Raw genomic sequence first — 24,639 nt, forward strand, 5'->3', positions numbered from 1 at the left:
CGGGGGATCGCGGGCCCCTCCATTCTTCGCCGACGCGGAGGGCCTCCCGCCGTTGCGGACGGCTTCCCGCCGTTGCGGACGGCCTTCCGCCATTGCGGACGGCTTCCCGCCGTTGGGGACGACCGCCCCCTCAGGACTCCGCAGCCGCCAGGCCCTCCGAAGCGCGCTCGCGCAGCTCCACCTTCCGCACCTTGCCGCTGACGGTCATGGGGAAGGCGTCGAGGATCCGCAGGTAGCGCGGGATCTTGTAGTGCGCGAGGCGGCCGCGGCAGAAGCGGGCGAGCTCGTCGAGGCCGAGCGGCCTGGCGGGGTCGCGGAGGATCACGCAGGCCATGATCTCCTCGCCGTACTTCTCGTCGGGCACCCCGACGACCTGCACGTCGGAGATCTTGGGGTGGGTGTAGAGGAACTCCTCGATCTCCCGCGGGTAGACGTTCTCCCCACCCCTGATGATCATGTCCTTGATGCGGCCGACGATGCGGACGTAGCCGTCCTCGTCCATCACCGCGAGGTCACCGGTGTGCATCCAGCGCTCGCCGTCGACCGCTTCGGCGGTGCGCTCCGGCTCGTCCCAGTAGCCGAGCATCACCGAATAGCCGCGCGTGCACAGCTCGCCGGGCTCGCCGCGGCCGACGGTCTCCCCCGTCCCGGAGTCGACGACCTTCACCTCGATGTGCGGCAGCACCCTGCCGACGGTGCCGGTGCGGCGGGCGATGTCGTCGTCGCGCCGGGTCTGGGTGGAGACCGGCGACGTCTCGGTCATCCCGTAGCAGATGGAGACCTCGGACATGTGCATCTCGCCCATGACCCGCTTCATCACCTCCGTCGGGCACGGCGAGCCCGCCATGATGCCCGTCCGCAGCGAGGAGAGGTCGTACGTGGCGAAGTCCGGCAGGTCCAGCTCGGCGATGAACATGGTGGGCACGCCGTAGAGGGAGGTGCAGCGCTCGCGCTCGACGGCGTGCAGCGTGGCGGTGGGGTCGAAGGCCGGTGCCGGGATGACGGCGCAGGCGCCGTGGCTGGTGACGGCGAGGTTGCCCATGACCATGCCGAAGCAGTGGTAGAAGGGCACGGGCAGGCAGACCCGGTCGGCCTCGGTGTAGCCCAGCGTCTCCCCCACGAAGTAGCCGTTGTTGAGGATGTTGTGGTGGGAGAGGGTGGCGCCCTTGGCGAAGCCCGTGGTCCCCGACGTGTACTGGATGTTGACCGGGTCGTGGCAGCTCAGCTGCGCCTCGCGGTCGGCGAGCCGCTCGCGGGGCACGTCCTCGCCGTCCCCGATGAGGGCGGTCCAGGTGGGGTCGTCGATGTGGACGACGTCGCGGAGCGCCGGGCAATCGGCGCGGACCTGTTCGACCATGCCCCGGTAGTCGCTGCTCTTGTGCGCGACGGAGGCGACGAGCAGGCCGACGCCGGCCTGGCGCAGCACGTAGCGGAGTTCGTGGACGCGGTAGGCCGGGTTGATGTTGACCATGATCGCGCCGACGCGGGCGGTGGCGTACTGGACCATGACCCACTCGGGGCAGTTGACCGCCCAGATGCCCACCCTGTCGCCCTTGGCCACCCCCTTGGCCAGCAGGCCGAGCGCGATCTCCTCGACGGCCCGGCCGAACTCGGCGTAGGTCCAGCGGCGGCCGCTGGGGACGTCGACGAGGGCGTCGCGGTCGCCGAAGCGCTCCACGGTGAACGCGAGATCGGCGCCGATGGTGTCGTCGATCAGCGGGACGGAGGTGCTTCCGGCCTCGTACGAGGGTGTGGTCACCGGTGGTCTTCCTCTCGGTACTCGTCTCCGCCGCCCGACAGCTCGCCGCGCGCGGTGCGTTCGCGCAGCTCGATGCGGCGGATCTTGCCGGACACGGTCTTGGGCAGCTCGGCGAACTCCAGGCGCCGGATGCGTTTGAAGGGCGCGAGGGCGGCCCGCGAGTGGGCGAAGAGGGCCTTCGCGGTGCCGGGGCCGGGCTCCCAGCCCTCGGCGAGGACGACGTACGCCTTGGGCACGGAGAGCCGCAGCGGGTCGGGGGCGGGGACGACGGCCGCCTCGGCCACGGCCTCGTGTTCGAGCAGGGCGCTCTCCAGCTCGAACGGGCTCACCTTGTAGTCGCTGGATTTGAAGACGTCGTCACTTCTGCCCACATAAGTGAGGTATCCGTCGGCGTCGCGGGAGGCGATGTCGCCGGTGCGGTAGTAGCCGCCGGCCATGGCCTCCGCCGTGCGCTCGGGGTCGCCCGCGTAGCCCGTCATCACGCCGACGGGACGGTCTGCGAGGTCGAGGGCGATCTCTCCCTCGTCGGCCGGCTCGCCCGTGACGGGGTCGAGGAGGACGACGGTGTAGCCGGGGCCGGGGCGGCCCATGGAGCCGGTCTTCACGGGCTGGCCGGGCGGGTTGGCGATCTGCACGGTGGTCTCGGTCTGCCCGAAGCCGTCGCGGATCGTCACGCCCCACGCCCGCCGGACGCTCTCGATGACCTCGGGGTTGAGCGGCTCGCCCGCGGCGACGGCCTCGCGGGGCGGGGTGCGCAGCGCGCGCAGGTCGGCCTGGATGAGCATGCGCCACACGGTGGGCGGCGCGCAGAAGCTCGTCACGCCCGCCCGGTCCATCCCGGCCATGAGGCGGGTGGCGTCGAAGCGGGTGTAGTTGTGCACGAAGACGGTGGCCTCGGCGTTCCAGGGGGCGAAGAGGCTGGACCAGGCGTGCTTGGCCCAGCCGGGCGAGGAGATGTTGAGGTGGACGTCGCCCGGCCGGAGCCCGATCCAGTACATGGTCGTCAAATGGCCGACGGGGTACGAGGTGTGGGTGTGCTCGACGAGCTTGGGCCGGGCGGTGGTGCCGGAGGTGAAGTAGAGCAGCAGGGGGTCGTCGGCGCGGGTGGGGCCGTCGGGGGTGAAGGTGTCGCCGGCGTGGGCGGAGTCGGCGTAGTGGTACCAGCCGTCGGTGCGCTCCCCCACCGCGATCCGCGTGTAGTCGCCCGGCACACTGCCGAACTTGCCGGTGTCCTCGGCCCGTACGACAACGTGGGCGGCCCGGCCGCGCTCCACGCGGTCGGCCAGGTCGGCCGTGCCGAGCAGCGGGGTGGCCGGGATGACCACGGCGCGCAGCTTCATCGCGGCGAGGGCGGTCTCCCACAGCTCGGCCTGGTTGCCGAGCATGACGATGACGCGGTCCCCGGCGTGGACGCCCCGCTCGCGCAGCCAGTTGGCGACCTGGTTCGAGCGGCGGCGCAGGGCGTCGAAGGAGTACGCGGCCTCGGTGCCGTCCTCCTCGGCGATCCGCAGGGCGGTGCGGTCATTGCCCTCCGCGATGGTGTCGAACCAGTCCAGCGCCCAGTTGAACTCCGCCGGGCGCGGCCAGACGAAGCCCTCACGGGCCGCCTGCCAGTCCTCGCGGTGCGCGAGGAGGAAGTCCCGGGCCGCGCGGAATGCGGCGGCGGGGGCGGGCGTTGCACCTGTGCCTTCGGCGGCTCGCGGCTTCGATGACATCACTTGTCCTCCAGATTGCGGGGCACGTCGCCGGCCCGCATGGTTAGCATCGTGCGACGGTGATCTGAGTCTCACCACCCCCGAACGGGGGTGGCCGCATTTCAGGGATACGGAGATTCCACCTCCGGATCCGGAACGGGGAGGCAGCGATGGGAGACCCGGACGGAACGGCCGAGGTACGGGCGGCTCTGATGCGGATGCGCAGGGGGGCCGGACTGCCGGTCGCCTTCGGCGGCCTGCTCACGGGCGCCCGGCAGTTCCGAATATCGGACATGACGGGAACGACGACGCCGGTCCTGCGCGGGCTGGCCATCCGCACGGGCAGCGGGCTGGGCGGCAAGGCGGCCGCCCTGACCAGGCCGCTGTCCGTGACCGACTACCAGTCCTCGCACGTCATCACGCACGAGTACGACGCGGCGGTGGCGGCCGAGGGCCTGCGCTCCGTGCTCGCGGTGCCCGTCGTCGTACGGGGCCGGGTGCGCGGCGTGCTCTACGGCGCCCTGCGGCGCCCGCTCACCCTCGGGGACCGCTCCCTGACCGCCGCCGTCGACGCGGCGCGCGAGCTCGAACAGGCCCTCGCCGTCCAGGACGAGGTCCAGCGGCTGCTGTCGGTGGCCCATCAGCCGACCACCGCCGACCCGGCGATGTGGGAGGAGGTCCGCGAGGCGCACTTCGAACTGCGCGCCCTGGCACAGCGTGTCACCGACCCCTTGCTCCGGCAGGATCTCCTCGCGGCGTGCGGGCGCCTCGCCGCCGCGTCCTCCGCGGACCCCGCGGGCCGGCGCGCGGGCCCGGACGTCGGCCTGTCCCCGCGCGAGGTGGACGTCCTCGCGTGCGTGGCCTCCGGCGCGACGAACGCCACCGCGGCGGAACGGCTGGGCCTGCGCCCGGAAACCGTCAAGAGCTACCTCCGGTCGAGCATGCGGAAACTGGGCGTGCACACGCGCCTGGAGGCCGTGGTCGCGGCGCGGCGGGCGGGGCTGCTGCCGTGAGGGCGGGGCCGGCGCGGTGACCACCGCGGGCCGTTCACGGGCCCGTCAACGAGGCGTCAAAGGAGTGGCACTGAGGGTCAACAGGCTGTCAAGGAGGAGCTCGGCGGGGTTCGGTGCGGGCATAGCGTGAACGGCGGCGCCACGGCGCCGTCAGCGACGCTCCCATCCGACACCTCCCGAGCTTCCTGAGGACCGTCATGCACCTGAGCCGTACCCCCGCCGAAGCCGCCGCAGTCGCAGCCGTCACAGCCGCCGACGGCCCCCAGGCCGGCGACGGGGAACCCTCCGAACCAGTCCATCCCGCCGGGCGCGCCGAGGCCCTGCCGCTGTACGTCCCCGTGCGGCCCTGCGCCTGCGGCTTCGCCCTGCGGGTCTTCCGCTCGCCGCTCGGCGAGCGGACCGCCGTCGCCTTCACCACGGAGCGGCGGCTTTTCGACGTTCTGGGCCCCGGCCAGCCCTCCATCCGCCTGGCCCTCCCCGCGGTACGGGCCCTGGCCGCGCCCCTAGGCGTCGACCTCGTCTCCGTAGACCCCCGACTGACGGCTCCAGCGGTCCACCCCGACCGCGCGGACCCACCGCTGACGGCCTTGGCGGGCTGAGAGGGCTGCCTTCCGGGGTGGCGGGGTGCGGGGGCGGCCGGGGCGGCCGGACGGATCGGGTGCGGCGGCGGCCGGGGCGGCTGGGTGCGGCGGCGGCCGGGCGGACCGGGTGCCGCGACGGACGGGCCGACCGGGTGCCGCGACGGACCGGCCGGCTTCGGCACCGCCGGGCCGCACCGCTCCGGCTGGTCGCCGTCGCGGCGGAGGGTTCTTGCCCGGCGGCGAGAACCACCGGCCCTGGCCACCCGGCCTCCGGCTTCCTCGCCACAGGCAGGATGAACCGCCGCAACGGCGAAGGAACACTCGCCCGAGCCGCCCCGCTCACCTGCCTCCGGCAGAAGAATCCGCCGCAACGGCGACCAGCCACGACAACGCAACCCGGCGGGGCCGGAAGCAGCCCCAGCCCCCGGCACCGCCGACCCCGGCACCGGCCCCCTTGCCGCAGGCAGGAAGAGCCCGCCGCAACAGCGAACTACCCCGCGGCGCAGCCGGCGGTGCCGCAACCAACCCGGGCCCGGCATCGCCGGCAAGCCCCCTTGCCGCAGGCAAGAAGAGCAGCCCGCCGCAACGGCAAACAACCCCCGTGGCGCGGCCCGGCGGTGCCGAGACCCGGCGCAGCCACCCCGTACCGCAATCCCTCCGAAGGAGACCCCGTGGCCATGCCGACCGCCCCCGTATCCCCACCCCGCCGGCCGGACGCACCGGCGGCGCCCGTGTGGCCCGCGTCCGCCCGGGAGGTGCCGGGCGGCGGGCTCGCCGTCGGCGGGGTGCCGCTGGCCGAGGTCGCCGACCGGTTCGGCACGCCCGTCTACGTCCTGGACGAGGACGAGGTGCGGGCCCGCGCCCGCGCCTGGCGCGCCGCCCTGCCCGGCGCCGACGTCGCCTACGCCGGCAAGGCGTTCCTCTCCCGCGCGATGATCCGCTGGATCGAGGAGGAGGGCCTGTCCCTGGACGTCTGCTCCGCGGGCGAGCTGGAACTCGCCGTGCACAGCGGCTTCCCCGCGGAGCGGATCGTGCTGCACGGCAACGCCAAGAGCCCCGGCGACATGCGGGCCGCGCTACGCCTGGGCGTGGGCCGGATCGTGATCGACGGCACGGGCGAGATCGCCCGGCTCGCCGCCCTCGTGCCGCCGGGCGCCCGCCAGCGGGTGCTGCTGCGGGTCGTGCCGGGGGTGACGGCGGGGGCGCACGCGGCGGTGCGGACCGGGATGGACGGCCAGAAGTTCGGCCTGTCGGTCGCGGGCGGCGAGGCGGAGGAGGCGGTAGCGCGGCTCCTCGGGCAGCCCCGGCTGGAGCTGGTGGGCCTGCACTGCCATCTCGGTTCGCAGATCGCGGGCCTCGGCCCGTACGTGACCGCGGTGCGCCGGCTCGTCCCGCTGCTGGCCCGGATCCGCGACCGGCACGGGGTGACGTTCCCCGAGCTGGACCTGGGCGGCGGCTTCGCCATCGCCTACCGCACGGGCGACCCGGCCGTGGACCCGCGCACGTACGCCGGGCAGGTCATGGGCGAACTCACCCTGGAGTGCGGCCGCTTCGGGCTGCCGCTGCCCCGGCTGACGGTGGAGCCGGGGCGGTGGATCGCCGGGCCGGCGGGCGTCGCGCTGTACCGGGTGCTGTCGGTGAAGTCCACCGGCGGCCGGACGTTCGTGGCCGTCGACGGCGGCATGAGCGACAACCCGCGCCCGGCGCTGTACGGGGTGCGCTACACGGTCCGCCTCGCGGGCCGCTCCGGGGCCGCGCCCGGCCGCGCCGTGACGGTGGTGGGGCGGCACTGCGAGGCGGGCGACGTGCTCGCCGAGGACGTGGAGCTGCCGGCCGACCTGCGACCGGGCGACGTACTGGCGGTGCCGGCGTCGGGCGCGTACCACCTGTCGATGGCCTCGGCCTACAACCTGGTGGGACGGCCGCCCGTGGCCGCGGTGTCCGGGGGCCGCGCGCGGCTGCTCGTCCGCCGCGAGACGCTGGCGGACCTGCGCAGCCGGGACGTCGGGGAGTGAGGGCGCGGGTCAGTCGCCGGCCGGCATGACGCGTACGTCGTGCCGGTCGCCCGGCGCGGCCATCGCCAGGACGCGGGCGGCCTCCTCCTCCAGCGGGGCGCGGTCGGCCTTGCGGATCTTCTCGAACGGCTCGACCACGAGCGTCGTGGTGCCGGGGTCCCGGTCGAGGCGCCAGACGGCGCGGAGGAAGCCGTCCAGGAGGACGGTGGGTGCGGCCCGGTTGACGCGCCAGATGCGGCGCAGGTGCGCGGGGTCGACGATGCGGGCGCGGTCGGCGTGGGAGAGGGCGATGTTGTCGAACTCCGGCAGGAACCGCACCGGGGCGTCGGTGGCGGGGTCGGGCAGCGGGGCGTCCGGGAGGTCGAGGAGCTCGGTGCCGCGCTCGTCGCGGAAGGTGCGCAGGCCGGGGCGGAGGCCGTCGGCGACCGTGCGCAGCCCGGTCAGGCCGCACCACTTCTGCATGTCCTTGACGGAGGCGGGGCCGAAGGCGGCGAGGTAGCGCAGGAGGATGGCGCCGGGGTCGGGCGCGGGGCCCGGCCGGGTGCCCAGCCAGTGGTCCGCGGTGGTGTGCGCGGCGGGCCCGCTGCGGTCCCACAGCCCGCGCGGGGGCACCTGGACGAGGGGCAGCAGGGTGCGTGCGGCCATCGCGAGGTCCTGCGGGTCGTGTTCCGGCCACTCCTCGGCGAGGGCCTGGCCGAGGTGGTGGAAGGTGTACGGGCGCTCGGCGACGAGGCGCTCGGCGAGCCCGGCCACGCTCTCCAGATCGGCACCGGCGAGGCGCTTGCCGTGGTTGCCGCGGAACGAGCGCTCCAGCACGGGCCGGCACAGAGCGCGCAGGCCGTGGCAGTCGCGGGCGCTGACCAGGTGGATCGTCGAGCGCATCACGGGGATGCGGACGGCCGCGCGCGAGGCGAGGAGGGTGGAGAGCTCCTCGGGGTCGAAGCCGTCGAGGCGGGCGGCGAGCCCGTAGTACGGATCCTTAGGCGATTGCGCCTGGAGGCCGACCAGGTGCTCCACGGCGTCGAGGACCGGCAGGGTGCTCCTGCGCAGCAGCAGCTGACGCTCAAGAAGTGCACGATTCAGGACACGGTCGGCCAGGACAGGGGAACCACCGGTTGTCATGCGATCACGCTAGGCGGCCTTGCGGACAAGATCGGTCCTCGACTACACCTCGGGACCGAATTTGGCGCGTATATCCTGTTCGCTGGTCCAGCGAAGAGCGAGAGGGAGTTTCCCCGTGTCTGAAAACCCTCCGCGCCGCCAGCGCCCCACGCCCAGGAACACCCCCGGCGGCACCCCCCGGAAGCACTCCTGGCTCCGCCCGGCGAACGGCCGCACGGACGGTGACGCCGCCGCCCCGCCCACGCCGCCGGCGGCCGGGCCCGCGGGCGGCGCGGGCAGCATCGTGCACGCCGCGCTCTACCGCGACGGCCTGCGCGTAGCGACCCCGGACTCCCTGGCGGACACGTACCGCCGGCTGCGCGAGCAGCCAGAGGGCATGGCGTGGATCGGTCTCCAGCGCCCCAGCGAGAGCGAACTCCTCTCCCTTGCCGAGGAGTTCGGCCTGCACCAGCTCGCGGTGGAGGACGCCCTGGAGGCCCATCAGCGCCCGAAGCTGGAGCGCTACGGCGAGACGCTGTTCGTGGTTCTCCGAGCGGCCCGCTACCTGGACGCTCCGGAAGAGGTCGACTTCGGCGAGCTCCACGTCTTCGTGGGCCCCGACTTCGTGATCACCGTCCGGCACGGCGCCGCCCCCGACCTGTCGGCCGTGCGCACCCGCTTGGAGGCCGCCCCGGAGCTGCTGTCCCTGGGCCCGGAGGCGGTGCTGTACGCGATCCTCGACGCCGTGGTCGACGGCTACGCCCCCGTGGTAGCGGGCGTGCAGAACGACATCGACGAGATCGAGACCGAGGTCTTCAGCGGCGACCCCGCGGTCTCCCGCCGCATCTACGAACTCGCCCGCGAGATGGTGGAGTTCCAGCGCGCGACCCGCCCCCTGGTCGGCATGCTGCACGGCCTGATGGCCGGCTTCGCCAAGTACGGCACCGACGACGAGCTCCAGCGCTACCTGCGCGACGTCGCCGACCACGTCACCCACACCAGCGAGCGCGTAGACGGCTTCCGCTCGGCCCTCGCGGACATCCTCCAGGTCAACGCCACCCTCGTCACCCAGCAGCAGAACGCGGAGATGCGCGCACTGGCGGAGGCGGGCTTCGAGCAGAACGAGGAGATCAAGAAGATTTCCTCCTGGGCGGCGATTCTGTTCGCACCTACGCTGGTGGGAACCATCTACGGCATGAACTTCGACAACATGCCCGAGCTGCACTGGGCCTTCGGCTACCCCTTCGCGATCCTGCTGATGGCCGTGGTGTGCGTGAGCCTGTACTTCGTGTTCAAGCGGCGCGACTGGCTCTGAGCCGTGGGGTGCGGCTTTCGCCGCACCCCGCCGCTCCTAGCGGGTGACCTGGCCGCCGCGGCCGGCGAGGGCGCCCGTGATGCCCATCGGGACCGCCAGGACCACCAGGGCGATCAGCCCCGTGGTCCAGGCGCCGGTCAGGTCGCGGGCGGCGCCGAAGGCCGTGGGGCCCAGGGCCGCCAGCAGGTAGCCCACGCACTGGGACATCGCGGACAGCAGGCCCGCGTCGTGCGTGGTGCGGGCGCACATGGACATGTACGCGATGCCCAGCGAGAGCACCGCCCCCAGGCCGAGGCCCAGGACGACGGCCCACAGCACCGCCGCCCCGGTCGGGGCCGCGATCAGGCCGGCGAAGGCGGCCATGCACAGTACGGTGCCGATCACCGCCAGGTAGCTCTGCCGCCGGGACCGCTGCGCCCACACCGGCACCAGCAGCGAGGTGACCATGGCGGAGCCCATGCAGACCGCCAGCAGCACGCCGGCGCCGCCCTCGCTCCAGCCGTGGTCGATGTAGAACGACGGCAGCCAGGTGGTCGCGGTGTAGTAGAGCAGCGACTGGAAGGCGTAGAAGAGGGCGACCGCCCACGCCAGGCGGCTCCGCCAGATCGAGCCGCCCGCCTGCTCACCCACCGGCCGCTGCGCACGGTCCCGGCGCAGCTTCGGTGCCCACACCAGCAGCGCCGCCAGGGCCAGGACGCCCCAGACGGCCAGGCCGCCGGCCCAGGTCAGCGACAGCGCGTCGCGCAGCGGCACGGTCGCCGCGGCCGTGACGGCGCCGCCGCCGACGAGCATGGTGGTGTGCAGGCCGGACATCAGCCCGACCTGCTGCGGGAAGTCCCGTTTGATCAGCGCGGTGATGACCACGTTGGCGATCGCCACCGCGGTGCCGACCAGGAACGTCCCGGCGAACAGGGGGAACAGCTCCGGGACGAGCCGCACCGCGCTGCCGGCGAGCAGCACCGCCAGCACCGCGACGAGGGTGCGCTCCATGCCCCAGCGGCGGGCCAGCCGGGGCGCGAGCGGGGCGAAGATGCCGAAGCAGATCAGCGGCAGCGTCGACAGCGCGCCGGCGCCGCCGTTGGACAGGCCGGTGACGTGCCGGATCTCGTCCAGCAGCGGCGAGACGGCCACGATGGCGGGCCGCATGTTGATCCCGACCAGCAGCACCGCCAGCGCGTACCAGAGCAGGCGGCGGCTGCCCGGAGTGCCGCGGGCGGGACCGGGCCCTGGCTCGTCCGCCGTCCCGCGGGGCGGTGAAACCGTGGTTTCCGATTCAGGGGGTGGGGTCACGAACCATCCTTCCGGTTCTGGTCGGGCAGCGGTGTCCGCGGTCAGGCAGCGGCGGCCGCGAGCGGTACGGGCTTGCCGTCGCCGGGTGCGACGCCGTGGATGCCCCGGGCCCGGGCGGCCCGCAGGAACCTTCCGCGCACGTCGTGCTGCTCGGTGTAGTAGGGCGGGTTGTTGAAGAGGTCGTAGTGGATCGCGCAGGCGGTCGACGCCTCCAGCACGACCGCCGCCTCGACGGCCTGCTCCGGGGTGAGCGTGGCGGGCTGATTGGTCGGGGTGATGCCTTCGCGGCGGGCCATCACCCCGGCGATGGGCAGGAAGGCTACGTCGAAGGGGCCGTACTCGCGTGCGATCTCCCACCACTTGCCGTGCCAGATGGTGTCGCCGAAGTGGATGACGCGCAGCCCGGGGGCCTCCACGATCCACGCGACCTGGTCGTCGCCGCGCCAGTCGTGGGAGGGCACGGGGATGGTGGTGAAGGGCCCGATCTGGCGCCGCTCGCCCATGTCCTGCGCGACGGCGGTCACCCCCATCTTCCCCAGGACGTCCACGATCGGGGTGTGGCAGCCCACGGTGCAGCCCTCGGTGGCGGCGAACTCCGTGAGCAGCAGCCGGTCGCAGTGGTCGGGGTGGAGGTGGGTGACGAAGGCGTGGGTCCGTACGCCCGGGGGCGCCTCGATGCTGGGCAGGGGACGCCGGGGCATGCCCTGGAACCCCGCGAGGTCCGCGGGGTTCTTGAGGGCGTCGATGACGATCCGGTCGTCTCCGCAGGCCACTTCGACGCCGGCCCAGGCGAGACGCCGCAGGGTGACGGTCTCGGCCGAACTCATGGTGTGCTCCTCGTGCCGCTGTCGGTGATCACTGGCCGGTGACGCCGAGGCCCCGGGAGACCCGGTCGCCCAGGTCCTTGTGGACGCTGCGCCAGTAGTCGACGACGCGCTCCTTGGTTTCCGTGCGCACCTCGGGCGCCGAGGCGTGCGCGACGATGTTGGCCACCAGGTGGTCGCGGTCGGTGTCGGTCATGACCTTCTCCCACAGGGCGCGGGCCTGGCCGAAGTCGTCGTCCTCCGCGTGCAGCCGGTGGGCGCTGCGCACGATCTCACCGGTGACCTCGTAGTGCTCGCCGGCGAGCAGGAGCGGGTCGGCGACCGGTCCGGCGAAGCTGTTGGGCGCGTAGACGGGGTCGCCGGGGTTGTCGTACCGCATGGAGCCGTCGCGGTTGTACGAGTGGACCGCGTTCTTGGGCCGGTTGACCGGCAGCTGCAGGTAGTTGGCGCCGATGCGGTACCGGTGGGTGTCGGGGTAGCTGAACAGCCGCCCCTGCAGCATCTTGTCCGGGGAGGCCCCGACCCCCGGGACCAGGTTCGACGGCTCGAAGGCGGCCTGCTCGACCTCGGCGAAGTAGTTCTCCGGGTTGCGGCTGAGGGTGAGGGTGCCGATGTCGAGGGGCGGGTAGTCCTCGTGCGGCCAGACCTTGGTCAGGTCGAACGGGTTGAAGCGGTAGTCCGCGGCGTCCTCGAAGGGCATGACCTGCACCTGGAGGGTCCAGGTCGGGTGGTCGCCCTTCCTGATCGCCTCGTGGAGGTCGCGGATGTGGAAGTCAGGGTCCTCGGCGCCTGCGGCCGCGGCCTCGGTGCCGGTGAAGTTCCTGATGCCCTGGTCGGTCTTGAAGTGGTACTTCACCCAGAACTTCTCGCGGGCGGCGTTGTACCACAGGAACGTGTGGCTGCCGTAGCCGTTCATGTGCCGCCAGGAGTACGGGGTGCCGCGGTCCGACATCAGGAGCGTGACCTGGTGCGCCGACTCGGGCGAGAGCGTCCAGAAGTCCCACTGCATGTTGTTGTCGTGCAGGTGGTTGTCGGCGCGCCGCTTCTGCGAGTGGATGAAGTCGGGGAACTTCTGCGGGTCGCGGATGAAGAAGATCGGGGTGTTGTTCCCGACGATGTCGTAGTTGCCCTCTTCGGTGTAGAGCTTGACCGCGAACCCGCGCGGGTCGCGGGCGGTGTCCGCGAAGCCGAGCTCGCCGGCGACCGTGGAGAAGCGCAGGAACAGCTCGGTGCGCTTGCCGCGCCGGAAGACGTCGGCCTTGGTGAACTGGCTGACGTCCTCGGTGATTTCCAGGGTTCCGTAGGCGCCGCCGCCCTTGGCGTGCACGACCCGCTCGGGCACGCGCTCGCGGTCGAAGTGCGCGAGCTTCTGGATGAGGTAGTGGTCCTGCAGCAGCAGCGGGCCGTCGGCCCCTACGGACTGGGAGAACTCGTCGCTCGGTACCGGGATACCGCTGTCCGTGGTCGTCAGCGGACGACTCTCGGTCATGGCACGTTCCCTTCGCTTGACGGGTGATCTGGACGACGGGGATCCAGCGCAACGCCGCGGAGCGGCACGGCCCGCGGGGGCCGTGCCGCTCCGCTCGTCGCGACTAGGCGAGTTCCGCGCGGAGCAGCCAGTTGCGCGCCGCTCCCCTGACCTCGCGGGGCTGGACGGCGTACGGCCAGCGGCCCTCGCCGGCGCCGGGCTCGCCCGGCTCCTTGAGCTCGCGTACGGTCCAGCCGGTGCCGGCCATGAACTCCTCGGGCTCGTCGGTCCCGAAGAGCCAGGGGATCCCGTCCTCGTTGAGGGAGGACAGGAAGATCTGGGTGGCCGGGCTGCGCAGGAGCGCCTTGCTGAGGATGTCCACCGCGACCTGGCTGCCGGGGACCGAGTTGGCCGCGAAGGTGCGCATCAGCGTGGCGGACTGCTCCTCGGTCAGGAAGAACAGCAGGGCCTCGGGGATCCAGAGGGTGGGCTGCGCGGGGTCGAAGTCGGTGGCGCGCAGCGCCGCGGACCAGTCCCCGGCCAGGTCGGCCCCGACCCGCTGCAGGTTCACGGTCGGCGCCGGGGAGCCCAGCTGGGCCAGGCGCTTCTCCTTCTCGTCGATCAGGGCCTGGTGGTCGACCTCGTACACCCGGACGTCGTCGGGGAGGGACAGCCGGTAGGCGCGGGTGTCCATGCCGGCCGCGATCAGCACGACCTGCCGGATCCCCTTCTTCACCGCGTCGCCGATGGCGTCGTCGAGGTAGCGGGTGCGGACGGCCACGAACTCGACGAGTCCGCCGCCGCCGTAGTGGTCGAGCAGCTCGAACCCCTTGGGCTCGGCGAGCGCGCGGGCCAGCGGGTCGACGAAGAGGGCGTCGCTCCGCTCGCTCTCCAGGGCGCGGGCGGCCGCGGTCCACTGCGACGTGTAGGACACGGTCTCCATGACGGGCTCCGTTCTCGGGATCGGGAAGGGTCTGGTCAGGCGTGCTTGGGCCGGCACCGGAAGCGGGCGTTGAGGATCAGCGTCAGGACCTCGTCCCCGTCCGCGTTCACCAGGCGTCCGCGGTTGCGGACGATGCGGAAGTCGGGCGCGGAGAGGGAGGGGAGGACGGCGGCGATCTCGCACGTGCCGGTGAGCACGTCGCCCGGGCGGACCGGCTGCAGGAAGCGCACCTCGTCGACGCCGGGCGAGCCCTCGACCGTGCCCTCGGCCGCGGCGTCGGGCAGCAGCGTCGTCACGTACAGGCGCATCCAGATCGCGGCGGTGTTCCACCCGCTGGCGATGAGGCCGCCGAAGGCGGAGGCGCGCCCCGCCTCCTCGTCGAGGTGGTACGGCTGCGGGTCGTAGGTGCGGCCGAAGGCGGTGATCTCCTCGGCCGTCACCTTGTGCGACCCGAGGTCGAAGCTGCTGCCGATCGTGTAGTCCTCGGCGTGGACCAGACGGCCCATCAGAAGTACTTCCGCTCGATGGCTTCCAGGGTGCGGAAGTCCTCGAGGTCGATGGCCTCGTGGTCGATCTCCACGCCGCTGGCCTCCTCGACCGTCAGGACGAACTCGACGAAGGAGAGCGAGTCGACGAGACGGGCCTTGATGAGGTCCTCGTCCGCGGCGATGGAGGTGCGCTCGGGGTGCTTGGCCAGCAGCCAGTTCCGCACGGTGTCAAGGTTGGACGAGGTGGTGCTGGGCATGGGTTTCCTCCTTGTGCGGGTGCATGTGCGGGTACGTGTGCGTGTGCGTGGGCATGTGCGTGTGCCCGGGGCGTGCCGCCGCCGTGGCTGCGACGGCGACGGCGAACAGTTCTTCGTGGGAGATGCTGACGTCGACGGCCTCGATGCCGGCGTCGGCGGCCCAGCGGTGCGCGGGTCCGGTGAGCCGGACGCAGGGCCACTCGCCGGGGCTCTTGAGGATCTCGATGGACTGCCAGGGAAGCGGCCGGCCGGGGACGTGGAGCAGCTTGAACACCGCTTCCTTCGCCGCGAGGCGGCCGGCGACTCCGTGGAGGTCCCAGCCGGTGGGGAACCGGCTCAGGGCGATCTCCGCGGGGGTGAGCATGCGGTGCAGCCGGGCGTCGTCGCCGGCGTCCGTCATGGCCTGCACCCGGGTCAGGGGGACGAGGTCCACGCCGACCCGGATCGCGGTCCCGCTCACGCGGCGGCGGCGTTGACGGCGGCGCGGGCCTCCTGCAGGTCGCCGCCGAACCGGTCGCCCAGGACCGCCAGCCACCGTTCGAGGCCGAAGGCGACACACCCGGTGAAGGCGTGCTCGCCGGTGCCGTCGACGGTGATGGCGCACCGTTCGCCGAAGAAGTTGCGGTGGGTGTTGACGGAGGCGATGGCCAGTCCGTCGGCCTGGAACTCGTACTTGACGGGGCTGAGCCGCTGGAGGAGGGCCCGGCCGCTGTCCCGTTCGAAGAACGGGTCGGAGGCCGGCTCCTTCTGCAGCTCCAGGCCGAGTTCCTTGGCGAACCGCTCGATCCGGTCGGTGAAGCGGGCGATGACGTCCTGGGTGTGCTCGAAACTTCCGATGGCCACGATCTCGCGCATCTGGAAGCTGAGCAGCCGCCTCAGCCCTTCGTACTTCTGCTCGTTGCGGAAACACCGGTTGATGAGGGTGATGGTGGTGTCGGGGGCCACCGACTGCTGCTCGAAGTAGAGGTAGGCGCCGTAGCAGCTGGAGTGCGGCAGCCCGAGGAACGGGGGGTCGACGTCGCGGCTGGCGAAGGCGCCTCCCACCGGGGCCGGCGGGGCTCCGGTGACGTCCAGCGGGCCGCCGACGAACTGCAGGTGCGGGAAGTTGGCGTAGACGTCGAACTTCTCCAGGTCGCGCAGCGGGTAGACGGGCGGCGGCATGATCTCCCGCGCGCCGGCCCCGGCGGCCCAGCCGGTGATGGTGCGGTCCAGGTCGCGCAGCAGGTCGGTCTGGTCGGGGCCGAGGATGGTGAGCGCACCGTCCTGGGCCGTCGAGAGCGTCGCGGTCACGCCTGCCCCCGTCCTACGGGCGTCTTGGCGAAGCCGAGGTCCCGGTCGGGCAGGATCCCGGTCTTGACGAGGTAGTTGAGCGGCTTGCGGAAGACCTGCTGCTGGAACTCCGCGCTGCGCGGGGAGGCCAGCAGGCGCCGCCGGACGGCGAACGGTTCGGGAATGCCGGCGTCCCGGTAGACGTGCGGGTTGAACAGGGACTCGAAGCTGTAGTTCAGGTAGCGCCTGATGTACGCCCGGACCCGGTCGAGCTCCTCCTCCGAGGCGTTCGCCGTCAGGTCCTTGAAGAGCAGGGAGACCAGTTCGCGGCCGAAGGCGATGTGCCGGGACTCGTCCTGGTGGTGAATCCGGTTGACCGCCCGGATGGTGTCGTGGAGCCGTTCGTCGGCCGCCATCGTGCTGTTGAAGTGGTCGACCAGTTCCTCGAAGAGGAGGATGCGGAGGAACACCAGGAAGCTGGCGGCCTCGTCGGACCACGCCTCCCCTTCCCCGGCCGGCTCCAGCTGGCGGTAGATCTTGTTGCCGTACCGCAGGCAGAATTCGGCGAAGAACCACATGTGCTCGTTCTCCTCACCGATGAAGTGGTGGAAGAACTCGGACGGTATCTCGAAGCCCCGCGTGTGAATGCGCCTGGTCACTTCGACAATGAGCTCGCGAATGCCGTCCACATTCAGGCTGTAGAAGTTGATGCTCTCGAACCGGGACAGCCGGTGCAGCTGTTCCTCGCTCAGTTCGGAGGCGATCTCGGTGCCAAAGGTGGTTGTGAGCTCGGGGCTCATCCACCACCGGTGTTCCGGCAGGGAATCCGGCCAGTCGAACATCCGGTAAGGGTTGTAGTAGTCCTCGACCGACTTGCGGTTGAGGCGCTCCAGGATCTCCTGGAATCGATCGTCCTTGCTGATCAGCTCGCTGATCATCCTACCTCCTGCATCCGAGGGGGGTCACTCCGGGGGCGACTGGACGGACAGGACGGCTCAGAGTCCGGACACAAAGGAAGTACTGCTCTCATCGAATTCGGCCGGCATTCGCCCGCCGGTTTTTCGATGCCCGTTTGCGACAGCGACGTTTCCATGCACCGCCCCGGCAGTCCAATAAAGTTGATCTATGGATGCATAGACGTTCGCTAACACCGCAGGTCAAACGGCCCCCGCACCACCTTTCAAGTGGCGCGGATCACAAACCGGATGGCCCGCCTTTTATTTGACGCCCCGTCGGGCGAGCGGCCCGTCGGCGGACGAAGTGCCTGCTGAGGCGTTGACCGGGCTTCGCCTTACGTTGCTACACTCGCGAAGCACCCGGAAAGTAAACTTTCGTAATGGGAATAACCCTGGCGGGAGGTCGCACGTGCGGGGAGACCAGGAGCCTTTACTCAGCCTCTCCGGTCTATTGCGCCGCCTGGAGTACTTCGTCGTCGTGGCCGACGAACTCCATCTGGGAAGAGCGGCACAGCGCTGCGGGGTGAGCCAGCCCACCCTCTCGCATCAGCTGAAGGTGCTGGAAAAGGAACTGGGGGCCCAGCTGCTGAGCCGCGACAGCCGCCGGATGTCGCTGACCCCGCCGGGCCGGGCCCTGCAGGAGGAGGCGCCGCAGCTACTGCAGCGCACGTACTCGATCAAGGCCCGGATCAGGGAGGCGGCCGCGGGGCCCGGCCGGCCGGTGCGGGTCGCCTTCAGCCGCTCCGGACACGCCCTGCGCCAGCGGGAGATGGTCGCGGAGTTCCGGGCGCGCGACGCCCTCCCGGTCTCCGTGGAGTCCGGCTGGTCGGCACGGAACATCGAGCAAGTGCGCGCCGGGCGGGTCGACTTCGCGTTCGTCAGACCGCCCATCGAGGCGGACGATTTGCGGATGGCCGTCGTGGGAGAGGTGGAGCTGGTCGAACTCCTCCCGGGCGAGGGCGCGTCCGGCCGTACGGAGGAGGACCGGGCCGCCGGCGACCTCCCGCTCATTATGTGGCCGCGCTCGCTCGCCCCAGGGCTCCACGACAAGATCCTCACCATCGTCGGGCAGGAGCGGTCTCCGCGGGGGCTGCCCCCGTACGTCGCGTGGGAGGAGCCCGACTACATCAACGTGGCGGCGGCCGTGGCCTCCGGCGCGGGCATGTCGTACATGGACCGCGACATCGCCGAATGGATGAGCCTCAGCCTGGACCTGCGCATGCGCCCGCTGGGTGCGCCCGGGCCGCGGACGGACGTCGCCGTGGTCTGGCGCGAGGACCAGGACCCCGGCCTGGCGTCACGGTTCGTCGCGGCGTGCTGCGGGGTCGGCCAACCCGGCGGCACGGAAGCGGAATGCGGCTGTCTGGTGCAGTAGCCCGCTTCTGACGCAGTAGCCCGCTCGTCCGTGCAGCAGCCCGCCACACCCCGGCCCGGAACCCGACTCGAAGGGGAACTTGTATGAACTGCTACGACTGCTACGCCTCGGAGGGCGCCGACACCGCCGCGGTCGCCGTGTGCCACGGCTGCAACTCCGGCCTGTGCCCCGGCCACCTCCGCATCACCCGCCCGGTGGTCCACCGGGTGAACGGCACGGGCGTCTCCCACAGCCCCGCCCCGGCCCGGCAAGTGCTGTGCGCCACCTGCCACGCCGCTGCCCAGGGCGTCACCCTGCCCGCCCCGTCGGCGGAGCGAGCGGACCGGGCGGACCGGGCCGCGAAGCGCAGCCCCGTCACCTGAGCTGGCGGCGGACCAGGTCGTGGAAGAGCCCGCCCGTGCCGGCGAGCAACGCGGCGGGCGGGCCCTGCTGGACGACCCGCCCCTCCGCCATGACGATCACCCGGTCGGCGTCCATGACCGTGGACAGCCGGTGGGCGATCACGATGCGGGTGGCGCGCAGGGCGCGGGTGGACTCGATGACCACGCGCTGGGCCTCGTTGTCCAGCGCGCTGGTGGCCTCGTCCAGGAAGAGGACGCGCGGCTTGCGGACGAGGGCCTGGGCGATCATCAGCCGCTGGCGCTGGCCGCCGGAGACGGTGCCTCCGCCGTCCGACAGCATGGTGTGCATGCCCATGGGCATGGCCTTGATGTCCTCGGCGAGGCCCGCCATGGCGGCGGCCTCCCACGCCTCCTCCAGGGTGAAGGTCCCGGCGCCGCAGATGCAGTCGAGGATCGAGCCGGAGAACGGCTGGGCGTTCTGCAGGACGACGCCGCACTGGTGGCGGACGGCCGCCTGGTCGAGCGCCGCGAGGTCCTGCCCGTCGTAGAGCACGCTGCCGGAGGCCGGCTTGTCGAAGCCGATGAGCAGGCGCAGCAGGGTCGACTTGCCGCAGCCGCTGGCCCCGACGACCGCGACGAACTCCCCCGGCCGCACGGCGAACGACACGTCGTCCAGGACGAGCGGCCCGTCGTCGGCGTACCGGTAGGACAGGCCCACGGCCTCGACGGCGCCGCTGAGTTCGCCCGGCTGGACGTCGGAGCCGCGCACCTCCGGGGCGGCCTCCAGGACCGGCTTGATCTGTTCGAACATCGGCTGCACGGCGGCGGCCGAGAGGAGCGCGCCGGTGAGCTGGGTGACGGAGGACAGCAGCATCGTCACGGCGGTGCTGAAGGTGAGGAAGTCCCCGGCGGACATGCTGCCCCGGGCGGGCCCGGCCAGCAGCATGAACATCACGAGCGTGCACAGCGGCAGGGCGACGGCGTTGAGCACGGTGACGACGTTCTTGATGCGGCCGATGCGCTGCTGCAGCTCGCGCGTGCGGGCGAACTCCCGGGCCCAGGCGGCGTAGGCGAAGCTCTCGGCCGCCGCCACGCGCAGCTTGGGCAGCCCGCGCAGGGTCTGGAAGGCCTGGTTGTCGAGCTTGTTGCCGAGCCTGACGAGCTGCCGCTGGTAGCGCAGCTGCCACAGGCCGAGGCCCAGGAAGGCCGCGGCGATGCCGAGCAGCAGGGCGAGCGCGGCCATGGCGAGCGGCACGCTGTAGACGAGCAGCAGGGCCAGGTTCACCGTGCCGACGGTGCCCGCCTGCAGCACGACGGGCGCGGTGCCGGACAGGACGCGGCGGATCGCGCTGACGCCCATGGCCGCGCCCGCCAGTTCGCCCGTGGAGCGGCCGGTGAAGAACTTCGCCGGCAGCCGCAGCAGCCGGTCCCACACCGCGGGCTGCAGGGTGGCCTCGATGCGGCCCTCCATGCGCAGGATCGCGATGTTCTGCAGCAGCACGAAGACGGCGGAGACGATGCTCGTGGCCACGAGCGCCACGGCCGTCTGCACGATGAGGCCGCTCTCGGCCTCGGGCACGTACCGGCCGAGCACCTTGCCGGTGGCGACGGGCACGAGCGCGCCCAGGGCGACCGTGACGAGCCCGCCCAGGGCGAGGCCGCGCAGTTCCTGGCCGGTGCCGCGCAGGGTGAAGCGCAGGAGGGGCAGCAGGCGCGGCTTCCCGGGGGGCAGAGGGCGGTAGAGCATGACGGCGCGCGGTTCGTACGCGTCCTCGCTGTCCTTGCCGAGTCGCTCGCGCCTGCCGGTGGCGGGGTCGACGGCCTCGTACCGCCCGCGCCGCCACAGGAGCGCGACGGGTGCCCCGTCCTCCGCGCGCCGGCCGACCAGGGGGCCGCTGTTGTCGCGCCACCAGCGGCCGCTGAGCCCGACGGTGCGGGTGCGGATGCGCGAGGCGAGCGCGATGCGTTCGACGGGGTCCGTCCGGGCGTCGGCCGCGCCCGCTCCGGCCGGCTCGGTCAGGGCGATGCGGGCCTCGTCGGCGACCAGGCGGCACGCGGCGAACGTCGCGTCGTCGTCCCGCGCGCCGCGGCGCGGTGACCGGCCGGAGCGGCCGATGGAGGCCAGGAGCGCCTGGTCCGCGCGGGTGCGGGCGGCCTCGCCGGCCTCGATGCCGGCGGCCGTGCGGTCCTCGTGGGCGCGCTCGGCCTGCTCGATCCAGCGGTCGAGGGCGTACAGCAGCCGGTACTGCTGGTCGACCATGCCCTGCCACATCGCCGGGTCGACGAGCAGGCTCCCGGCCGTGCAGCCTTCGTAGGGGGCGCCGTACTGCACGCTGCCGGGGGTGATCTGCATCCACAGGACGTCCTCGTCGGCGCCGCCCGGGCCCTGGGCCGCGCGGTTCTCCAAGGGCGCCTGGTAGAGGACGCGCAGTCCGCGGCCGATGCCGAGGGCGAAGGCGTTCTCCAGGGGGCCGAGCGTCCCGCCGGGAGCGCCGTCCTGCCACGCTTCGCCGTTCTGCCAGGGGTCGCCGTACTGCCAGGAGTCGCCGTGCCAGGCGCCCGCGTGCTCCTGCCGGTGCAGCTCGTGGAGGTCGATGCGGCGCAGTGCGCAGCCCTGCAGGGGCCGGCCGAGCAGGGTGTGCTCGGGGCCGTCGGCCGGGCCCAGGAGCAGCGTGCCCGGGGCCAGCCGGCCCAGGAAGTGCCAGTGCCCGGCGCGGGCGGCGTCGACGGCGAACAGGTCCAGTTCGCCGTCCACGACGAGCCACAGGACGAGCGGGCCCTCCAGGTCCAGGCTGCGCAGGCCCGTGCAGTCGACGGGCGTGCCGAGCGCGCCGAGGGCCGCCACGACCGGGTCGGTGACGGTGGAAACGGGGTACGGGGTGGTCACGTCAGTGCTCCCTGACCAGTTCGGCGTACGGGCCCCCGGCCGCGGCCAGGTGCTCGTGGCGCCCGCGTTCGACGACCGTGCCGCGGTCGAGGACGAGGATCTCGTCGCTGTCGCGCACGGTGCTCAGCCGGTGGGCGATGACGACGCAAGCGCAGCCGCGGCGGCGCAGGTTGTCCATGACGGTCTGCTCGGTGACCGCGTCGAGGGCGCTGGTCACCTCGTCCAGGACCAGGACGCTGGGGCGGCGCACGAGCGCGCGGGCGATCTCCAGGCGCTGGCGCTGGCCGCCGGAGAAGTTGCGGCCGTCCTGCTCGACGCGGCTGTGGATGCCGCCGGGGCGGCGGGCGACGACGTCGTACACGGCGGCGTCCTGCAGGGCGGCGACCACGGCGTCGTCGGGAACGGAGGGGTCCCACAGGGCGACGTTGTCGCGGACGGTGCCCTCGAAGAGGAAGACGTCCTGGTCGACGAAGGAGACGGAGGCGGCGAGCGCGCCGCGCGGGATGTCCTCCAGGCGCATCCCGTCGATGCGGACGGTGCCCTCCCAGGGCGCGTAGAGGCCGGATATCAGCCGGGAGACGGTGGACTTGCCGCTGCCGGAGCCGCCGACGAGGGCGATCTGCTGCCCGGGGCCGGCGGAGAGCGAGAAGTCCTTCAGCAGCGGGGCGTCGAGGGGGCTGTAGCCGAAGGTGATGCCGTCCAGCTCCACGTGGCCCTTGAGGCGGCGGGTGGCGGCGGGTGGCTCGCGGCGCGCGTGGACCGGGTCGACGGGGAAGTTCTCGACGTCCTTGAGGCGGGCGACGTCGGCGGCGAAGTCCTGGATGCGGCCGGCCACGCCGTTGAGCCGGGTGATCGGCGCGGTGAAGCCGGTCACGAGGGCCTGGAAGGCGACGAGGAGGCCGACGGAGAGGTGTCCCTCGACGGCTCGCAGGCCGCCGATGGCGAGGATCAGCGCGCTGTTGAGGGCGGCGAGGGTGGGCGCGGCGACCGCCAGCCAGGCGCTGGGCACGCCGAGCTGCTGCTGGACGTCGAGGGTGACGGCGTGCCGGCCCGCCCAGCGGCGGAAGAAGCCGTTCTCGCCGCCGGTCGCCTTCATCGTTTCGATGAGCTGCAGGCCGCTGTAGGAGGTGTTGGTGAGCCGTGCGCTCTCGGCGCGCAGCTTCTGGGTGCCGGTGGCCCGCACGCGGACCACGATGCGCAGGGCGAGGACGTTGAGGAGCGCGATGCCGATGCCTACGACGGTGAGCTGCGGGTCGTACGTCCACAGCAGCACGGCGTAGAGGACGACGACCACCGCGTCGACCCCGGCCGCGGCGAGGTCCCGTGCGAGGGTCTCGGCGACCGCGTCGTTGGATCGCAGGCGCTGGACGAGGTCGGCCGGGTTGCGCTGGGCGTAGAAGGTGACCGGGAGCCTGAGCAGGTGGCGCAGGAAGCGGGCGCTGCCCAGGGTGGAGGAGATGATGCGGCCGCGCAGCAGGTTGGCCTGCTGCAGCGCGGTGAGCGTGGCGGTGAGCACGAGGGCGGTCGCCATGGACGCGAAGAGCACGCCCAGCAGGGAGGTCCGGCCACTGATCAGGAACGTGTCGATGTACGTGCGGCTCAGCGCGGGCACCGCCGCGCCGACGGCCACCAGCAGGAGGCTGGAGAGGACGGCGGCGATCATGGTGCCGGACGTGCCGCGCAGCCGGGCGGGCATCGCGCCCATGACGCCGGGGCGGCGGCCGGCGCGGCGGAAGTCCGGGCCGGGTTCGAAGGTGAGCACGACGCCGGTGAAGGCGGAGTCGAACTCCTCCATCGGGACGAACCGGCGGCCCTTGGCGGGGTCGTTGACGTAGACGCCCCGGCGGCCGAACCGGCGGCCCGTGCCGTCGTAGACGACGTAGTGGTTGAACTCCCAGAACAGGACGGCCGGGGCGCGCACCCCGGCGAGGGCGGCCAGGTCCATCTGCATGCCCTTGGCCGTCAGCCCGTAGCTGCGGGCGGCCTTGAGGAGGTTGCTGGCGCGGGAGCCGTCGCGGGAGACGCCGCAGGCGATGCGGAGCTCTTCGAGGGGGACGAAGCGGCCGTGGTGGCCGAGCACCATGGCGAGCGCGGCGGCGCCGCACTCGACGGCCTCCATCTGCAGGACGGTGGGGGTGCGTACGGTCTTGGGCGTACGCGTGGTCTTGGAAGTGCGTACGGACTTCTGCCGGCCGGCGGAGGGCGCGGGCGCGGTCCGGCGGCGGCGCGCGGCGGTCACGGCAGCAGCCAGTCGACGGGCCGCTGGTCGGCGAGGCGGACGGCGCCGGTGACCGGCGTGGTGGAGTCGACGGCGTACGGGGGCCCGCTCGCGACGGACCAGCGGTAGCCGGACGTCGTGGCGGACGAGCGCTCCAGGCGTACGAGCACGGCCACGGGGTTGCCCTGCCGGGTGAACCGGTCGGCGAGCCGGTTGTCGCCGAGGAAACCGGCGATCTGCGCCGTGCTCTGGGGTGCCCGGCCGACGGCCTGGACGCGGCCGCGCAGCACGCCGAACTTCTCGCGGGGGACGGACTCGACGCTCAGGTCGACGGAGGCACCCACGGGGATCGCGCCGCCGCTCCCGCCCGGCACGTACAGCATGGCCACCAGCGGGTCGTCCGGGTTCGTCACCCGTTCCACGGTCGCCACGTCCGCTCCGGTCGTCACGACCGCGCCCGTCCTGGCGACCAGGGACGTCACCCGTCCCCCGGCCACGACGCTCACGGTCCGCTCTCCGCGGTCCGTGCTGACCCGCAGCAGGGGTGCGCCCGGGGCCAGCAACTGGCCCTCCCGGGCGAGGACTCCGGTGACCTGGCCCGCGTACGGGCTCTGCAGCAGATAACTGCCCTCGGCGCGCGTGAGAATGCCCGGCGCGCTCAACCTGGACGTAACGGACCCGGTGAACGCCCAGAAAGCGGCGGCGGCGACAACGGCGAGCGTGACAGCCAGCACGAGCCGCCCCTGCGGGCGCGCGAACCGTACGGGCAGATCGAGTTCTTCGGGCGATTGCAGCTTGGAAAGCGCCTGCTGGCGGAACTGCACGGACTATTCCTTCGACTGCAT

The 24,639-nt window shown here is 72.5% G+C and carries 21 protein-coding genes; 6 read left to right on the plus strand and 15 right to left on the minus strand.

The window, feature by feature from the left end; genetic code table 11:
- Window positions 1–130 precede the first annotated feature (130 nt).
- Window positions 131–1,759 carry an AMP-binding protein gene (locus IF61_RS0120550; RefSeq protein ID WP_043189869.1) on the minus strand — a complete coding sequence of 543 codons (1,629 nt, stop codon included), beginning with the start codon at window positions 1,757–1,759 and terminating at the stop codon, window positions 131–133.
- On the minus strand, window positions 1,756–3,474 hold the full coding sequence (locus tag IF61_RS0120555) for an AMP-binding protein (protein WP_030367929.1): 1,719 nt from the start codon (window positions 3,472–3,474) through the stop codon (window positions 1,756–1,758). The genes IF61_RS0120550 and IF61_RS0120555 overlap by 4 nt, the downstream gene beginning before the upstream one ends.
- 149 nt (window positions 3,475–3,623) lie before the next feature.
- Between IF61_RS0120555 and IF61_RS0120560 the strand changes: the two genes are divergently transcribed.
- The 3 genes from IF61_RS0120560 to lysA all read left to right on the plus strand — a co-directional run bounded on the left by IF61_RS0120560 (window position 3,624) and on the right by lysA (window position 7,062).
- Complete coding sequence (locus IF61_RS0120560) at window positions 3,624–4,466, plus strand: helix-turn-helix transcriptional regulator (RefSeq protein WP_030367930.1); 843 nt, start codon at window positions 3,624–3,626, stop codon at window positions 4,464–4,466.
- A gap of 197 nt (window positions 4,467–4,663) precedes the next feature.
- Window positions 4,664–5,065 (plus strand): SAV_915 family protein, encoded by a 402-nt coding sequence (locus IF61_RS32505; RefSeq protein WP_342668007.1) that lies wholly within the window; start codon window positions 4,664–4,666, stop codon window positions 5,063–5,065.
- A 659-nt stretch (window positions 5,066–5,724) separates the two neighbouring features.
- Window positions 5,725–7,062 (plus strand): diaminopimelate decarboxylase, encoded by a 1,338-nt coding sequence (gene lysA / locus IF61_RS0120570; RefSeq protein ID WP_030367932.1) that lies wholly within the window; start codon window positions 5,725–5,727, stop codon window positions 7,060–7,062.
- Between the two features lie 9 nt (window positions 7,063–7,071).
- Here lysA and IF61_RS0120575 read toward each other — a convergent pair whose 3' ends face one another.
- Entirely contained in the window at window positions 7,072–8,184 is a 1,113-nt protein-coding gene (locus tag IF61_RS0120575; protein ID WP_043189872.1) for a winged helix DNA-binding domain-containing protein, read from the minus strand.
- 115 nt (window positions 8,185–8,299) lie between these two features.
- Here IF61_RS0120575 and IF61_RS0120580 point away from each other — a divergent pair, with 115 nt between their 5' ends.
- Complete coding sequence (locus IF61_RS0120580; protein ID WP_030367934.1) at window positions 8,300–9,478, plus strand: magnesium and cobalt transport protein CorA; 1,179 nt, start codon at window positions 8,300–8,302, stop codon at window positions 9,476–9,478.
- A gap of 36 nt (window positions 9,479–9,514) precedes the next feature.
- On the opposite strand, the gene IF61_RS0120585 is transcribed toward IF61_RS0120580, so the two are convergent.
- The 9 genes from IF61_RS0120585 to IF61_RS0120625 form a co-directional block, all read right to left on the minus strand.
- A complete protein-coding gene (locus IF61_RS0120585; RefSeq protein ID WP_157848641.1) occupies window positions 9,515–10,768 on the minus strand; it encodes a CynX/NimT family MFS transporter in 1,254 nt (417 codons plus the stop codon).
- Between the two features lie 41 nt (window positions 10,769–10,809).
- A complete protein-coding gene (locus IF61_RS0120590) occupies window positions 10,810–11,595 on the minus strand; it encodes an MBL fold metallo-hydrolase (RefSeq protein ID WP_043189874.1) in 786 nt (261 codons plus the stop codon).
- A gap of 28 nt (window positions 11,596–11,623) precedes the next feature.
- A complete protein-coding gene (locus IF61_RS0120595; RefSeq protein ID WP_030367937.1) occupies window positions 11,624–13,081 on the minus strand; it encodes a catalase in 1,458 nt (485 codons plus the stop codon).
- 103 nt (window positions 13,082–13,184) lie between these two features.
- Window positions 13,185–14,003, minus strand: a complete 819-nt coding sequence (locus IF61_RS0120600) for a class I SAM-dependent methyltransferase (protein WP_030367938.1) — start codon at window positions 14,001–14,003, stop codon at window positions 13,185–13,187.
- 35 nt (window positions 14,004–14,038) lie between these two features.
- Entirely contained in the window at window positions 14,039–14,509 is a 471-nt protein-coding gene (locus IF61_RS0120605) for a MaoC family dehydratase (protein ID WP_043189878.1), read from the minus strand.
- Window positions 14,509–14,748, minus strand: a complete 240-nt coding sequence (locus tag IF61_RS0120610) for a phosphopantetheine-binding protein (protein ID WP_030367940.1) — start codon at window positions 14,746–14,748, stop codon at window positions 14,509–14,511. Before IF61_RS0120610 ends, IF61_RS0120605 begins: the two co-directional genes overlap by 1 nt.
- Window positions 14,720–15,208 (minus strand): holo-ACP synthase, encoded by a 489-nt coding sequence (locus tag IF61_RS0120615; protein WP_078660361.1) that lies wholly within the window; start codon window positions 15,206–15,208, stop codon window positions 14,720–14,722. Before IF61_RS0120615 ends, IF61_RS0120610 begins: the two co-directional genes overlap by 29 nt.
- Window positions 15,205–16,038, minus strand: coding sequence for a class-II aminoacyl-tRNA synthetase family protein (locus IF61_RS0120620; RefSeq protein ID WP_030367942.1), 834 nt, complete (start codon window positions 16,036–16,038; stop codon window positions 15,205–15,207). Before IF61_RS0120620 ends, IF61_RS0120615 begins: the two co-directional genes overlap by 4 nt.
- Complete coding sequence (locus tag IF61_RS0120625) at window positions 16,035–16,955, minus strand: diiron oxygenase (protein ID WP_030367943.1); 921 nt, start codon at window positions 16,953–16,955, stop codon at window positions 16,035–16,037. The genes IF61_RS0120620 and IF61_RS0120625 overlap by 4 nt, the downstream gene beginning before the upstream one ends.
- Before the next feature lie 427 nt (window positions 16,956–17,382).
- Between IF61_RS0120625 and IF61_RS0120630 the strand changes: the two genes are divergently transcribed.
- Window positions 17,383–18,348: a LysR family transcriptional regulator gene (locus IF61_RS0120630; RefSeq protein ID WP_169748833.1), complete on the plus strand. Its 966-nt coding sequence runs from the start codon at window positions 17,383–17,385 to the stop codon at window positions 18,346–18,348.
- Between the two features lie 83 nt (window positions 18,349–18,431).
- On the plus strand, window positions 18,432–18,710 hold the full coding sequence (locus IF61_RS0120635) for a DUF2180 family protein (RefSeq protein ID WP_052392870.1): 279 nt from the start codon (window positions 18,432–18,434) through the stop codon (window positions 18,708–18,710).
- On the opposite strand, the gene IF61_RS0120640 is transcribed toward IF61_RS0120635, so the two are convergent.
- The 3 genes from IF61_RS0120640 to IF61_RS0120650 form a co-directional block, all read right to left on the minus strand.
- A complete protein-coding gene (locus tag IF61_RS0120640; RefSeq protein ID WP_030367946.1) occupies window positions 18,703–21,576 on the minus strand; it encodes an NHLP bacteriocin export ABC transporter permease/ATPase subunit in 2,874 nt (957 codons plus the stop codon). The genes IF61_RS0120635 and IF61_RS0120640 overlap by 8 nt on opposite strands.
- Before the next feature lies 1 nt (window position 21,577).
- Window positions 21,578–23,695, minus strand: a complete 2,118-nt coding sequence (locus IF61_RS0120645; protein ID WP_043190006.1) for an NHLP family bacteriocin export ABC transporter peptidase/permease/ATPase subunit — start codon at window positions 23,693–23,695, stop codon at window positions 21,578–21,580.
- Window positions 23,696–23,811: 116 nt separating this feature from the next.
- A complete protein-coding gene (locus tag IF61_RS0120650; RefSeq protein WP_030367948.1) occupies window positions 23,812–24,618 on the minus strand; it encodes an HlyD family efflux transporter periplasmic adaptor subunit in 807 nt (268 codons plus the stop codon).
- Between the last annotated feature and the right edge of the window lie 21 nt (window positions 24,619–24,639).

This window comes from Streptomyces roseoverticillatus, from assembly GCF_000719265.1.
Classification (GTDB): domain Bacteria; phylum Actinomycetota; class Actinomycetes; order Streptomycetales; family Streptomycetaceae; genus Streptomyces; species Streptomyces roseoverticillatus.

Bases quoted from the DNA above. Each gene is read 5' to 3' on its own strand.
- IF61_RS0120625 (WP_030367943.1), bottom strand. From the start codon at position 16,955: ATGATCAGCGAGCTGATCAGCAAGGACGATCGATTCCAGGAGATCCTG.
- IF61_RS0120555 (WP_030367929.1), bottom strand. From the start codon at position 3,474: ATGTCATCGAAGCCGCGAGCCGCCGAAGGCACAGGTGCAACGCCCGCC.
- IF61_RS0120590 (WP_043189874.1), bottom strand. From the start codon at position 11,595: ATGAGTTCGGCCGAGACCGTCACCCTGCGGCGTCTCGCCTGGGCCGGC.
- IF61_RS0120600 (WP_030367938.1), bottom strand. From the start codon at position 14,003: ATGGAGACCGTGTCCTACACGTCGCAGTGGACCGCGGCCGCCCGCGCC.
- IF61_RS0120560 (WP_030367930.1), top strand. From the start codon at position 3,624: ATGGGAGACCCGGACGGAACGGCCGAGGTACGGGCGGCTCTGATGCGG.
- IF61_RS0120605 (WP_043189878.1), bottom strand. From the start codon at position 14,509: ATGGGCCGTCTGGTCCACGCCGAGGACTACACGATCGGCAGCAGCTTC.
- IF61_RS0120575 (WP_043189872.1), bottom strand. From the start codon at position 8,184: ATGACAACCGGTGGTTCCCCTGTCCTGGCCGACCGTGTCCTGAATCGT.
- IF61_RS0120645 (WP_043190006.1), bottom strand. From the start codon at position 23,695: ATGGAGGCCGTCGAGTGCGGCGCCGCCGCGCTCGCCATGGTGCTCGGC.
- IF61_RS0120595 (WP_030367937.1), bottom strand. From the start codon at position 13,081: ATGACCGAGAGTCGTCCGCTGACGACCACGGACAGCGGTATCCCGGTA.
- IF61_RS0120610 (WP_030367940.1), bottom strand. From the start codon at position 14,748: ATGCCCAGCACCACCTCGTCCAACCTTGACACCGTGCGGAACTGGCTG.
- lysA (WP_030367932.1), top strand. From the start codon at position 5,725: ATGCCGACCGCCCCCGTATCCCCACCCCGCCGGCCGGACGCACCGGCG.
- IF61_RS32505 (WP_342668007.1), top strand. From the start codon at position 4,664: ATGCACCTGAGCCGTACCCCCGCCGAAGCCGCCGCAGTCGCAGCCGTC.
- IF61_RS0120635 (WP_052392870.1), top strand. From the start codon at position 18,432: ATGAACTGCTACGACTGCTACGCCTCGGAGGGCGCCGACACCGCCGCG.